This window comes from Burkholderia sp. WSM2232 (assembly GCF_000472545.1).
Classification (GTDB): domain Bacteria; phylum Pseudomonadota; class Gammaproteobacteria; order Burkholderiales; family Burkholderiaceae; genus Paraburkholderia.
On the sequence record NZ_AWZV01000006.1, the window covers coordinates 186,729 to 199,420 of the forward strand.

General features: G+C 62.1%; 14 protein-coding genes and 1 tRNA gene. 13 read left to right on the top strand and 2 right to left on the bottom strand.

Translation table 11 applies throughout. The annotated features are described in order from the left end of the window. Window positions 1-12: 12 nt before the first annotated feature. A complete protein-coding gene (locus F757_RS0106115; protein WP_027210639.1) occupies window positions 13-2,112 on the top strand; it encodes a UvrD-helicase domain-containing protein in 2,100 nt (699 codons plus the stop codon). Window positions 2,113-2,257: 145 nt separating this feature from the next. Next, window positions 2,258-2,878 carry a hypothetical protein gene (locus F757_RS33060; protein WP_051376690.1) on the top strand — a complete coding sequence of 207 codons (621 nt, stop codon included), beginning with the start codon at window positions 2,258-2,260 and terminating at the stop codon, window positions 2,876-2,878. A 101-nt stretch (window positions 2,879-2,979) separates the two neighbouring features. Here F757_RS33060 and F757_RS0106125 read toward each other — a convergent pair whose 3' ends face one another. Then, entirely contained in the window at window positions 2,980-3,894 is a 915-nt protein-coding gene (locus F757_RS0106125; RefSeq protein WP_027210640.1) for a c-type cytochrome, read from the bottom strand. A 306-nt stretch (window positions 3,895-4,200) separates the two neighbouring features. Between F757_RS0106125 and F757_RS0106130 the strand changes: the two genes are divergently transcribed. The 4 genes from F757_RS0106130 to F757_RS0106145 all read left to right on the top strand — a co-directional run bounded on the left by F757_RS0106130 (window position 4,201) and on the right by F757_RS0106145 (window position 6,519). After that, window positions 4,201-4,276 (top strand) — tRNA-Arg (locus tag F757_RS0106130). 272 nt (window positions 4,277-4,548) lie between these two features. Then, entirely contained in the window at window positions 4,549-5,826 is a 1,278-nt protein-coding gene (locus tag F757_RS0106135) for a hypothetical protein (protein WP_027210641.1), read from the top strand. Window positions 5,827-5,836: 10 nt separating this feature from the next. Then, a complete protein-coding gene (locus F757_RS0106140; RefSeq protein ID WP_027210642.1) occupies window positions 5,837-6,040 on the top strand; it encodes a hypothetical protein in 204 nt (67 codons plus the stop codon). A gap of 320 nt (window positions 6,041-6,360) precedes the next feature. Next, on the top strand, window positions 6,361-6,519 hold the full coding sequence (locus F757_RS0106145; protein ID WP_156923522.1) for a hypothetical protein: 159 nt from the start codon (window positions 6,361-6,363) through the stop codon (window positions 6,517-6,519). A gap of 52 nt (window positions 6,520-6,571) precedes the next feature. Here the strand turns inward: F757_RS0106145 and F757_RS0106150 are convergent, their stop codons facing one another. Then, complete coding sequence (locus F757_RS0106150; protein ID WP_027210644.1) at window positions 6,572-6,994, bottom strand: phage major capsid protein; 423 nt, start codon at window positions 6,992-6,994, stop codon at window positions 6,572-6,574. Window positions 6,995-7,172: 178 nt separating this feature from the next. Between F757_RS0106150 and F757_RS0106155 the strand changes: the two genes are divergently transcribed. The 7 genes from F757_RS0106155 to F757_RS0106185 all read left to right on the top strand — a co-directional run bounded on the left by F757_RS0106155 (window position 7,173) and on the right by F757_RS0106185 (window position 12,635). Then, window positions 7,173-7,595: a hypothetical protein gene (locus tag F757_RS0106155; protein WP_027210645.1), complete on the top strand. Its 423-nt coding sequence runs from the start codon at window positions 7,173-7,175 to the stop codon at window positions 7,593-7,595. 87 nt (window positions 7,596-7,682) lie between these two features. Then, window positions 7,683-7,976 (top strand): hypothetical protein, encoded by a 294-nt coding sequence (locus F757_RS0106160; RefSeq protein ID WP_027210646.1) that lies wholly within the window; start codon window positions 7,683-7,685, stop codon window positions 7,974-7,976. Continuing rightward, window positions 7,973-9,508: a TolC family protein gene (locus F757_RS0106165; RefSeq protein ID WP_027210647.1), complete on the top strand. Its 1,536-nt coding sequence runs from the start codon at window positions 7,973-7,975 to the stop codon at window positions 9,506-9,508. Before F757_RS0106160 ends, F757_RS0106165 begins: the two co-directional genes overlap by 4 nt. Continuing rightward, entirely contained in the window at window positions 9,505-10,806 is a 1,302-nt protein-coding gene (locus F757_RS0106170; protein ID WP_027210648.1) for a copper oxidase, read from the top strand. The genes F757_RS0106165 and F757_RS0106170 overlap by 4 nt, the downstream gene beginning before the upstream one ends. A gap of 64 nt (window positions 10,807-10,870) precedes the next feature. After that, a complete protein-coding gene (locus F757_RS0106175) occupies window positions 10,871-11,218 on the top strand; it encodes a copper-binding protein (RefSeq protein WP_027210649.1) in 348 nt (115 codons plus the stop codon). A 100-nt stretch (window positions 11,219-11,318) separates the two neighbouring features. Further along, entirely contained in the window at window positions 11,319-11,693 is a 375-nt protein-coding gene (copC, locus tag F757_RS0106180) for a copper homeostasis periplasmic binding protein CopC (RefSeq protein ID WP_027210650.1), read from the top strand. After that, window positions 11,694-12,635 carry a copper resistance D family protein gene (locus tag F757_RS0106185; protein WP_027210651.1) on the top strand — a complete coding sequence of 314 codons (942 nt, stop codon included), beginning with the start codon at window positions 11,694-11,696 and terminating at the stop codon, window positions 12,633-12,635. Window positions 12,636-12,692: the final 57 nt, after the last annotated feature.

The following is a 12,692-nucleotide window of genomic DNA, read 5'->3' on the forward strand; positions in this document are numbered from 1 at the left end:
CATCCACACAAGATGTCCGCAGGCCTGAATCCCGCTCAAAGTGAAGCGGTCCGTTATCTCGACGGGCCGTGTCTCGTGCTCGCCGGCGCAGGCAGCGGCAAGACGCGCGTCATTACGCAGAAAATCGCGCACCTGATCGAGGCGAAAGGCTTCGAGCCGCGCCACATCGCGGCTGTTACGTTCACCAACAAGGCCGCAGCCGAAATGCGCGAGCGCGTGGGCAAGCTGCTGGAAGGCAAGACGCTCACCACGCCCGGCAAGGAAGGCCGCAAGGTGCCCGTCAATCAGTTGACGGTCTGCACGTTCCACTCGCTTGGGGTGCAGATTCTGCGGCAGGAAGCGGAGCACGTCGGCCTGAAGCCGCAGTTCTCGATCATGGATTCCGACGACTGCTTCGGCATGATCCAGGAGCAGGTAGGCTCGACCGACAAGGGCTTCATCCGCAAGATCCAGTCGATCATTTCGCTGTGGAAAAACGGGCTCATCATGCCCGAAGAGGCCATTGCGATTGCCGCGAACGAGGACGAGCACCAGGCGGCCATCGTCTATCGCAACTATGTGGCGACGCTGCATGCATACCAGGCGGTGGATTTCGACGATCTGATCCGCCTGCCCGCCGAGCTCTTCGCAAAGAACGAGCAGGTGCGCGATCGCTGGCAGAACAAGCTGCGCTACCTACTGATCGACGAGTATCAGGACACGAACGCGTGCCAGTACGAGTTGCTCAAGCTGCTGGCCGGTCCGCGCGCGGCGTTCACGGCGGTGGGCGACGACGACCAGGCCATCTACGGCTGGCGCGGCGCGACGCTCGAAAATCTCGCGCAGCTCGGCAAGGACTTTCCCAAGCTGCACGTGATCAAGCTCGAGCAGAACTATCGTTCGACGGTGCGCATTCTCACGGCCGCGAACAACGTGATTGCCAACAATCCGAAGCTGTTCGAAAAGAAGCTGTGGTCCGAGCACGGCATGGGCGATTCGATCACCGTGACCGGCTGCAACGACGAAGAGCACGAAGCCGAGTCCGTGGTGTTCCGGCTGTCCGCGCATAAGTTCGAGCGGCGCGCGAACTTCCGCGATTACGCGATTCTTTATCGCGGCAATTTCCAGGCGCGCATTTTCGAACAGGTGTTGCGCCGGGAGCGGATTCCGTACGTGCTGTCGGGCGGGCAGTCGTTCTTCGACAAGGCCGAGATCAAGGACATCTGCGCGTATCTGCGTCTGATTGCGAATGCCAACGACGACCCCGCGTTCATTCGCGCAATCACCACGCCGCGCCGCGGCGTCGGCAATACGACGCTGGAGGCGCTCGGGTCGTTCGCGGGGCAGGCGAAGGTGTCGCTGTTCGAGGCCGTGTATATGGGCGGCATCGAGGCGCGCCTGTCGCCACGGCAGATCGAACCGATGCGCGTGTTCTGCGACTTCATGCAGCGCCTGACCGAGCGCGCCGAAAAAGATGCGGCTGGCACGCTGCTCGACGAACTGATGGACGCGATCCACTACGAGGCGTACCTGTACGACGCATTCGACGAACGTCAGGCGCAGGCGAAGTGGCAGAACGTGCTGGAGTTCATCGAATGGCTCAAGCGCAAGGGTACCAAGGCAGAGCCGGAAGACGCGACGGGTGGCGCCAACGGCGAGGCCACTGGTTACGACACGGCAGACGGTCTTGCCGATACGGGCAAGAATCTGCTCGGTCTGATTCAGACGGTTGCGCTGATGTCCATGCTGGAGGGCCGCGAAGAAGATCCCGACGCCGTGAGGCTTTCGACCGTGCACGCGTCGAAGGGTCTCGAGTATCCGCATGTGTTTCTGGTGGGCGTCGAGGAAGGCATCATGCCGCATCGCGGCGGCGCGGACGACGAGCCCATCGACGACGCGCGCATCGAGGAAGAGCGCCGCCTCATGTATGTGGCGATTACGCGTGCGCAGCGCAGCCTGCATCTGAACTGGTGCAAGAAGAGAAAGCGCGCGCGGGAAACCGTGGTGTGCGAGCCGTCGCGGTTCATCCCTGAAATGCTGCTGGACGATGCGCCGCCGCCCACGGCGGAAGAAGCGCCGATGTCGCCGAAAGACCGGCTCGCGAGTTTGAAGGCGCTGTTGCAGAAGCCGTGAGCGGTGTGGGCGGGGCGTGCGAGTGTGCAAAACCCCGCTGGCTTCAGGTGCTTCGACTGTTGTCGCGGACGCGCGCGCTACAGTGGCGCGGCTAGTGGGTTGCGTGATTCACGCGCCTTCGAGCAGCCAACCGGAGACCGCCCGCATGACCTTGCCGCCGCTCGCGCCGCCGTACTTGCCGTACGCACGCGCCCTCGAAGCCTACATCGACGCGAAGGACAATACGCGCCCGCAGCGCATGGCCGATGCGTTCAGAGCAGATGCCGAACTCACCGTTTCGCTTGCGACCTCGGCGATTGCATTCCCTGCGCGCACGGTCGGAATCGACGCGATTACCAGAACGCTCGTCACTGATTTCGGCGCCACATATACGCAATGCCGAACATATTACGTGTGTGACTCGCTGACGCTCAGCGACGGCGCTATCGATCCGCTGCCGTGGCTCGTTGTGATGCGAGAACCGGCGGCGAGTGCATTACGCGTGGGGCACGGCGTGTATCGATGGAACTTCGACCACACGGTTGCCGTCAGCCACTTTCATATCCACATTGCGCGTATGGACGTCGTACCTGATGCCGATGGCGCGTTGATCCACGCATTGCAGGGAAATCTGAGCTACCCGTGGCTCACGCCCGCCGAACTCGAGACGCGTTTCCTGGAGCATATGCGCCGCGAGCCGCGCCTCGCATTTGCGAAGACGTTCAGCCGGCCCGTGGAGGCGCCTCTCCGGGAGCATGGCATTCCAGGCAACCTCACAGCAACTTAAACCCGCCACGCATGAAAAAATCCCTGCCCGCATGGCTGCGGGGCAGGGATTCGTGTGGGCGGCAGCGCCGCCACTATTTTTGCGCGCGCTGAACGCGCGCGTTACTTCACCGCGCTGACCATGTAATCCACGGCAGCCTTCACGTCCGCGTCCGACGCGTTGGAGCCGCCTTTGGGCGGCATCGCGCCCTTACCGTGCAGCGCATAGTTGTAGACCGTGTCCATCGGCTCTTTCAGGCGTGGCGCCCACGCTTCCTTGTCGCCGAACTTCGGTGCGTTGAGCACGCCGGCCGCGTGACATGCCTGGCAGACCTGCTGATACAAAGCCTTGCCCGCTTGCGATGCGTCGGCGCTTTGCGTCGCGCCCAACGCCGGAGCTGCAGCGGCTTGCGGAACGCTGGCCATGGCGGCCATTGCCGCGGCCGCTTGGGCCGCACCTGCGTCGGAAGCGCCGCTGGAGCCGGCCGTTGCAGCGGATGCGCCAGCCGTCGCGGATGCAGCCGCGGCGCCCGATGCCGGCTGTGCCGGTTCAGGGAAGCTTGCCCCCGAATTGTTCGCCATGTACGCAACCGCGCGGGCGATTTCAAAGTCGCTGTAATCGTCCGGGCTCGTGCCGCCGCGCGGGGGCATGGCGCCTTTGCCTGCGAGCGCCGCGTGCAACAGCGTGTCGAAGCCTTGCGAAATGCGCGGCGCCCAGTCGGCGGTGTTGGTGAACTTCGGCGCGCCCGCGGCGCCCGACGCGTGACAGGCCGAGCAGACCGCCTTATAGACTTCCTCGCCGGTCTTGTAGACGCGCGGCGCGTTCGCGTCGCGAATCTCGACCTGGGCGATCGGCTTGATGCGGGCGGTGACTTCGGCTTCGGAGAGACTGTCGGTGCCGGCGCCGGTGCGTGTCGAATTGTCGACGTAGTAGGCCAGCAGCACGATGATGATGATCGGCACAGCAAACCCGGCGATGACCGCGGCGATGAGCTGTCCTGGGGTTTTGATCGGGGCTCCGTGTGGTGCTTCGCTCATGCTTGTCTCGTCTCCGTGGGTATGTGAGCGGTACAGCGCGACGGCAACTTCTTGTTCTTGATCAGCCACGGACGATTATAGACGCAAGCTTTCGACGGCGGCGAGGGGCGCGGCGAGCTGTTCAGCAGGCGTTTACCCGCATCGTGCGAAGTGACGTGGGTGGGTCGGGAAAGCGTATTCAAGAGCGGGCAAGAGCCGGAACAAGGCCCCGGAGGCCGTCCGGTGGACGGTATGGCCGAAACCGGGTATGCTTTCGGTCTCGCTTTGGCGCCGCACCCGCTCGGGTCGCCGCGCTGTCAAGTCGAAGCGCCCGTAGCTCAATGGATAGAGTACTGCCCTCCGAAGGCAGGGGTTGCTGGTTCGATCCCAGCCGGGCGCGCCAATGCAGACACCGGTTTCGGCGATGTTCCGGATCCAGCGGTCCAGCGTCCGCTTGCGCCGAGGGCAGCCGCAGGGCAAAGTCCGCAAAATGTCGCTTTTTTAGAAAGCCCCTTGCGCTTAGCAGGGGCTTTTTGCGTTTCGCAGCGTCCTCTATGACGGGCGTCGCCGGGCTTGACATCGATAGCAAAAATTCATTAGCCGAATTGCTACGAAAACGGTACCCTCCAGCAACTTTTGCGTTTGTCAAGAAGAATTCCAACATCCGGGGAAGGCATGACCTGCGAAGTAGCGGTTCTCAACAAGTACGCCATAGTGCTTGCTGCAGACAGTGCTGTGACGACCACGAACGGCGATGGGGAGCGTCGCTATTCGAAGGGCGGAAACAAGATTTTCCAGTTGTCGCACCACGAGCCAGTTGGGGTCATGATTTTCGGCTCGGCAGCGATTTGCGGTATGCCTTGGGAAATTGTCATCAAGGCTTACCGGGAAGAGCATCTTCAACAGAACAAATTTGATTCTGTCGAAGAGTACGCGGATAACTTCTTCTCGTTCATTCAGTCTGCTGTGAGTCCTATCTCGGCGGAACTGCGGGATGCTGCTCATGTGAACGGGTTGCAACAAACGGCGTTGAACCTGCTGCGGGAGATCGAGAAGCGTAATGCCGCTGTAATGGACAAAGCTGCACCATTGCCCGACCGTGCGGCCGCAGCAATAGCGGTGCTGAACGACTTGGAAGCGTCGATAGATAGCGGCCCGTTCGAGAGCCCGGAACTTGAGGCGGCTGCGAAAAAATCCGCTGCCAACCCTCCAGACGCATTCAAAGATGCCGTTACAGAGGCATTGGAGAACCCGGCATTGAAGGGCGTGTTTGACGGTGACACTTTGATTCGCGTGGCCTGCAAGTTTTTCTTCAGGAAATACGATTCAGTGTTGCCCACTACGGGCGTGGTGTTTGCTGGCTACGGCAAGTTGCAATATTTTCCGTGCGTTATCGAATATGCGGTCCCAGGCTTCGTCGGGGACCATTTCGTATGTTCGAAAGAACAGCGGACGGATGTATCGCTGGAAACGCCCTCCGAGATCCTGCCATTCGCAACCACATCTCAGGTTGATGCGTTCATGCGCGGAGTGGGGCTCGATGTATTTGTGGAGGTTAACGATTCGTTCGCGGAATTCGCAGGTGGCTTGGCTCGGTCCGTGCTTGCAGATGCGGGCGCTGCGCTGCCTGCTGACTTGGCTGCACGCATCGAGGCAGCGCGCAACGAATTTAGGGCGAAATGGTATGGAAATGTCCTACAGAGCCACTATCATTCGTTGAAAAGGGTGATCGGGTCCCTATCTTTGGAAGAGATGGCCCACCTAGCGGAAACCTTGGTGACGTTGGAGTCTCTAAAGGAAAGGGTGACCACCCCGAAGCAGAGCGTGGGCGGACCCATCGACGTCGCGGTGATAACGAAGTCTGAAGGGCTTGTGTGGATCAAGCGAAAACATTTCTTTGATTCCGAGAAGAATTTGAGATTTATTCTCCGTCAACGTGCGCTTTATCAATGAGGAGTTTGTAATGAATACCGCCGACAGGAAGAATTTTGACGCGCTGACTAGCCAATTGCTGAGCTCGCATGCTGGTTTTTCGTATGCTGTTAGCCGGATTGCCCAGCCGTCGGAATCCGCTGTGCGAACGGCCCAGAGCGCTACTGTCGCCATGCGCGAGATAGACAGCCGCCAAAAGCAGGCGAATGTCATTGAGGCATTCTGCGCCGGCTGATCCTTTTGTCCTCGCAAAAAAGACCCCGCCACTCGGCGGGGNTTTTTTTGTCTCGGCCAAGCGGCCACGCACGACGCCTTTAACATCCAACGTCACGCCTTTAACAACAAGAAAGAGGAAGGTTCGTTTCCGGCAAGGCTTTGCGTCTTGTTGGCCATTGTTAATCCGTTAACAAGAACTCCAAAAGCGAAAAATTCTGCGCGTGCGGGAACGGTCGGTCTAGCTGCCGGCGGCGGCTAGACTTTTGGCGGCCCCTCCCACATGCGCGCGCCCGCGTGATTCGCTTATCATTGCTCGTCCATTACAACGGAGATGCCAAGATGCAGGTAGATGTCGAACTTCATGACGGCCAGGAATATAGGTATGTCGGCGCGAGTGAGTTAAAGGATGAGGACGCGAAATGGGTGATTATTGGCGATGCCGGGATTACGATGGCTGAATTCGAGAAAGACAACGTCAAGTCGATCACGACACAATAGCAAGCAGAAGCCCGCTTGCTTTCGCAAGCGGGCTGCTGTGATTGGAAGGATGTTAGTTGGCGACCCCTTCGATCACCGTGATGGCCTGCGGGTAGTACGCGACCACGTCGACGCGGGCGTGACACAGGAAGCCGATCTCACCAGTCTTTGCATACGCCTCGCGCAGCACGCCGATGTTCAGGCGCTCGCGCATCACGTATTGCACCGTGCTGAAGTTGCCAACAAAGACCAGGCTCTTGTTGGTGCCTGTGCCAAGGTTGGTGGACAACTGGCGGACACTCGACAGCAAAGGCGGTGCGTTGAGCGGTTGCCCCGTCGTGTCCACCATGCCAGCCAGGCCCGTCAGCGTGCGCGGAGCCATGATTGCCGCCGTAGGCGCCGGCGCCTTGTGCTCGAGCTGGGTTCGATATGCATCTAGCATGTCGACATACCCGAACGTCGCCCCGATCTGCTCGATCTTCGTCACAGCTTCCATGCCGTAGAGACCGGGCGTTCATCTGTTCGAGGCCAATCCCCTCGCTCCCACGTTCCCCCGCCAAGCCATGTCCGGTTAAAAACCGGCCGCGCTGCATTCCCTCATCTGCAACACCATCAGGCCCCGCATCACCTGCGAGCCCCCCACGCCCTCCCCCCGCCCATGCTAGACTTCGCCCATGTCCTACTGGCGCAAACTCTTCCTCGTCCTGCTGCTTGCACTGAGCCTTCCGGTTCAGTCGTTCGCTGCCGTCTCGATGATGTGTGCGCCGTTCGAAGCAGAGGGTGACGAACCCGCCACTCACCACGTCGACCTCGCTGGCTCGGTCAACGAAGATCCCCTCGTCGCGGATGTCGACGATCACGCCGCACACCACCACAGCCTCGGCCATCGCCACGATCTCGGCCAGGACAGCGGCCACCATCCGCACGCGTGCCTCACATGCGCATCGTGCTGTGTCGGTGCAGCGCTGCCGGTGGCACCGGCCGTTTCCGCGTCAACTGACCTGATCCGGTTTTCCGCCCCTCTACCTCCTGATGCCGGTGTCGTGTTGTTCCTGACCGGCGGCATTGAACGGCCGCCCCGGCCCATTCTCGTCTAAAGCGCGCACGCGCAGCGTTTCGCTGCGGCCTGCAAGTTTTTCCGGCGTCCGTCACGGTCGCCGGATGATTCATGACGAGAAAAATTCATGCGAACAATTTCTGCGGCGCTTCTGGGCGCGGGCGCAGCGTTGTCGTTGCTCGTGCACGCGAGCACTACGATTCCCGACCCAACTGATGCAGCGGCATCGGTTCCCGCCGTCACCGTGCAATCGGCGTTCGACGGCTACAAGTCCTGGCAGGACGGCGAAGCACCGAGCTGGCAACAGCTGAACCGCGCAGTCGCGCCCCCTCGCGGTGTGACCGGGACAACGCACGGTCAACAGCCGGGCGGGGACGCCGCCGGCAAGCCCGACCACCAACACGAGGGCGACTCCAGATGATGCGCGCGCTCGCCCCAACCCGCATGGCGTGCGCCGCCATAGCGGCAATACTGCTCGCCGGCTGCACCACCTTCTCGAAGGACGGTGGGTTCGACAGCGTATCCACGACGGCGTCCGCGCGGCTTGGCAAAGAGGCGGTCTACGTGAAAACCGACGCGGACCGTGAAGCTGTCTCAAGCCGTACCCAGGAACTGTTGTCGAAGCCCCTCGGCATGGACGACGCAGTCCAGATCGCACTGCTGAACAACCGGGGACTCCAGGCGTCGTACAGCGAACTCGGCATATCCGAGGCCGACCTCGTTCAGGCTGGCCGCCTGCCCAATCCGGGCTTTACGTTCAGCAGGACGCACTGGAGCGATGGCTTCGGCATCAGCCGGACTTTTTCGATGGGCGTGCTGGGCGTGCTCACGCTGCCCCTCGCGACGCGCATGGAAAGCCGGCGCTTCGAACAGACCAGGCTCGAGACGTCCAATGCGATGCTCGCCGTGGCCGCCGACACCCGTAAAGCCTACGTGAACGCCGTGGCCGCGGAGCAGGCGGCTCGTTACGCCGAGCAGGTGAAGGATTCCGCCGAGGCCGGGGCCGAACTCGCGTTGCGCATGCGTCAGGCGGGCAGTTTCAGCAAGCTCGACCATGCACGCGAGCAGGCGTTTTACGCGGAGTCGGCTGCGCAGTTGGCGAGAGCGCGGCAGCAGTCCGTCGCGGCCCGCGAGAAGCTGACCCGCATGATGGGCCTGTGGGGCTCTGGCACGCAGTACACGCTGCCGGAGCGTCTGCCTGACCTGCCGAAGGACCGGCCGCAGCTAAATGACCTCGAAAGCTTTGCGATGCAAAACCGCCTCGACATTCAGGCCGCGAGGCTGCAGACGGAAAGCGTTGCCGCCTCGCTCGGACTCAGCAAGGCGACGCGCTTCATCAATGCGCTCGAGGTCGGCTATCTCAACAACTTCGAGACCGACAAGGGTCACGAGCGCGGGTACGAAATCAGCGTGGAGATTCCACTCTTCGACTGGGGCAGCGCAAAGGTTGCGCGCGCACAGGCCATCTACATGCAGTCGGCAAACCGGCTGGCACAGACGGCGATCGACGCGCGGTCCGAGGTGCGCGAGTCGTACTCCGCGTACGTGACGAGCTACGACGTAGCGAAGCATTACCGCGACGAAGTCGTGCCGGTACGCAAGATCATCTCGGACGAAATGCTGCTGCGCTACAACGGCATGCTCGCCAGCGTGTTCGAACTGCTTGCGGATTCGCGCGACCAGGTCGCTGCCGTCAACGGCTACATCGACGCGCTCAAAGACTACTGGCTCGCGGAGACGGACCTGCAGCAGTCGCTCGGGGGCCGGCTGCCGCCGCTCGCCATGACACCGGCAAAGGACGCAGCGCACAGCGATACAACGCCGTCGCCGGCCACGCCCGCGTTGACTCCCAAACCTGCAGCATCGGCCCCGGTGGAAAACCCGCCTATGTCTGTCCCCGTGGCCCAACCGGCGGCGTCGCCGTCGCCGTCGTCAGATTCGGAAGGTAAATGACCATGGTTTCACGTCGAAATTTTCTCGGCGGATCGGGCGCCGCGCTCCTCGGCGCAGCGCTCGTCAGCAAGGCCGGCGCAGCGTCGCTGCCCGAAGCGCCCGTCATGCAAAAGACCGCCACCCAGCCGCCGCTTGTCCCGCCTAACGGCCGCCCCTACACGCCGGTGGCGACGCTCAACGGCTGGACGCTGCCGTGGCGCATGAAGAACGGCTGGAAGGAATTTCATCTGATAGCGGAGCCGGTGGTGCGGGAACTCGCGCCCGGCATGAAGGCGAATCTGTGGGGCTACAACGGCCAGACGCCAGGGCCCACCATCGAAGCGGTGGAAGGCGACAAGGTCCGCATCTTCGTCACCAACAGGCTGCCTGAACACACCACGGTTCACTGGCACGGCATGCTGGTGCCCTCCGGCATGGACGGTGTGGGCGGCCTCACGCAACCGCACATTCCGCCGGGCAAGACGTTCGTTTATGAGTTCCAGCTCGAGAAGCACGGCACCTTCATGTATCACCCGCACGCCGACGAGATGGTGCAGATGGCGATGGGCATGATGGGCACGTTCATCGTGCACCCGAAGGACCGCGGCGTGATGCCCGTGGATCGTGACTTCGTATTCCTGATGTCGGCCTACGACATCGATCCGGGCAGCTTCACGCCGCGCGTCAACGAAATGACCGACTTCAACATGTGGACGTGGAATGCGCGCGTGTTTCCGGGCATCGACCCGCTGCCGGTGCGCGCGGGCGACCGTGTCCGCATCCGCTTCGGCAATCTGACCATGACCAATCACCCGATCCATCTGCACGGCTACAGCTTCGAGGTGGCAGGCACCGACGGCGGATGGATACCGCCTGCCGCGCGCTGGCCGGAAGTAACCGCCGACGTCGCAGTGGGTCAGATGCGCGCCATCGAGTTCACCGCAAACCGGCCGGGCGACTGGGCATTTCACTGTCACAAGTCGCATCACACGATGAACGCGATGGGGCACCAGGTCCCGAACCTGATCGGCGTGCCGCAGAAGGACCTCGCCAGGCGCATCAACAAGCTCGTGCCGGACTACATGGCAATGGGCAGCACAGGCGGCTCGATGGGCGAAATGGAAATGCCGCTACCGGACAACACGCTGCCGATGATGACGGGCACCGGCCCCTTTGGCGCGCTCGAAATGGGCGGCATGTTCACCGTCGTCAAGGTGCGTGAGGGCCTCGGCCGCAACGATTACCGCGATCCAGGCTGGTTCAGGCATCCAAAAGGCACCGTTGCATACGAGTACACCGGCGAACTGCCGGATGGCTGATGTCGCGCAAGGCCGGACTCGACGCCGGCTCGAATCTGTTACGTCAACAATCGGAGAGAGTGTGATGAAAAACGCAATTGTTTCGCTCGTAGTGGGTGGTGCCGTGGTCTTCTCAGCAGCCGCCTATGCGGCTAACGACACGCCCGGCACGAATACCGCAGCCGACGCGCAGTCGGGCGCGGCCACGGCGAACGCCATGTCGCATGGCGAGGTGAAGAAGGTGGACACGGCCGCTGGCAAGCTGACCATCAAGCATGGACCGCTCGTCAATCTCGACATGGAAGCCATGACGATGGTGTTCAAGGTCAAGGACCCGGCGATGCTCACGCAGGTAAAAGCCGGCGACAAGATTGACTTCATCGCCGAAGAGGTCGGCGGCGCGCTCACCGTGGTGAAGCTGCAGAAGCAATGAAAGCGCAATGAAGTCGCAATCAGGATGCAACAAGGATGCACTCGCGCGCCGGCCGCTGAACACACCGCGCGCGCCGCATCAATCTACGGAAACAGCAGTCATGAACATCAATACGCACAAGCTCCTGGTTCGTGCAGTGGCAAGCGCCGCTTTCGTGTTTTTACCGGCGCTCGCGCTGGCGCACGGCAAGCTCGAGAGCGCAACGCCCGCTCCCGGCAGCACAGTCGAGACGTCGCCGCCGTCTCTGCGCCTCACGTTTAACGAGAACCTGGAGTCTTCGTTCAGCACCATCAAGCTGGTCGATTCATCCGGCACGCCAGCCACGAGAGAAAAGGCTACCGTCGACGCGTCGAACCCACGCGTGCTGAGCCTCGCCGTACCGAAGCTGGCCTCGGGCTCCTACACGGTGCAATGGGCCGTCATGACGCCGGACGCTCACAAGACCAAGGGCACTTACACATTTGCGGTGAAATGAATGAGCGACGGTTTCCTCGGCGTTTTGCGGCTGACATTCGTCGCGCTGCAGAACATCAGTTTTACGGCTGTGGTGGGCGCCTTGCTGTGTGACGCGTGGCTGGCGCGCAGCACCTCGCGATGGCAGCAGAGAGTCAGTTTGCGTCTGCTTCTCACCGTGCGGATCGGCGCGTTGGCTGCGCTTATCTTCAGTGGCATGGCGTTCTGGATTCACTGCGCGCTGATGAGCGAATCGACCCTGGCGGACGCAGGGCCCGCCGTCCTTTCGATGCTGAAGACAACCGGCTTTGGCCGCGCCTCGCTGGCAGGCGCGGGCTTCATGCTGATCGTAATGATGCTGTCGCTCGTGCAGTCTGCCCCGCCCATCCGCTTCAAAGCGGCCATCGGGTTCGCGCTTGCGGGCGTGGCATTGTCGCGCAGCCACACGGGGCATCCCGTGGACGCCGGCCTGCTGAGTCTGCCGGTGTGGGTCGACTGGATGCACCTGCTGGCAATCAGCGTATGGGTGGGACTCGTTCTCGTCACCACCTACGTGGTGCTGCCCCGCATGTTCAACGCGCCCGGCCCCGACCGGGACAACAATGCAGCGTTCGTTCAGTCGCTCTCCGACGCGGCCACCCTTGCGCTAGTCATGCTCTTTGTTACCGGCGCATACAGTGGCTGGCGCGCAGTGGCGACGCCAGGCGGCCTCATCACCTCCGAGTACGGGCAGGTGCTGCTGCTCAAGCTCGCGCTGGTGATGGTGGCCGCTGTGCTCGGAGGACATAACCGCTTCATCGAAATGCCGAAACTGCTTGCGGCGTTGATCGACGCCGAGCCAGAAGCCGCGGCTCGTCCATTGAAACGCTTTGCTGCTGTTTTGCATGTGGAGTCCGTGGTGCTGGCGGGCGTGCTGGTCGCGGCCGCCGTTCTCGTCTCCAGCCCTTTGCCGGGGACGACATGACGCGCAGCCGGGTCCTGCCCGCAACACTTGCCCGAAGGAGCGCCGCTGCCGCGTTGC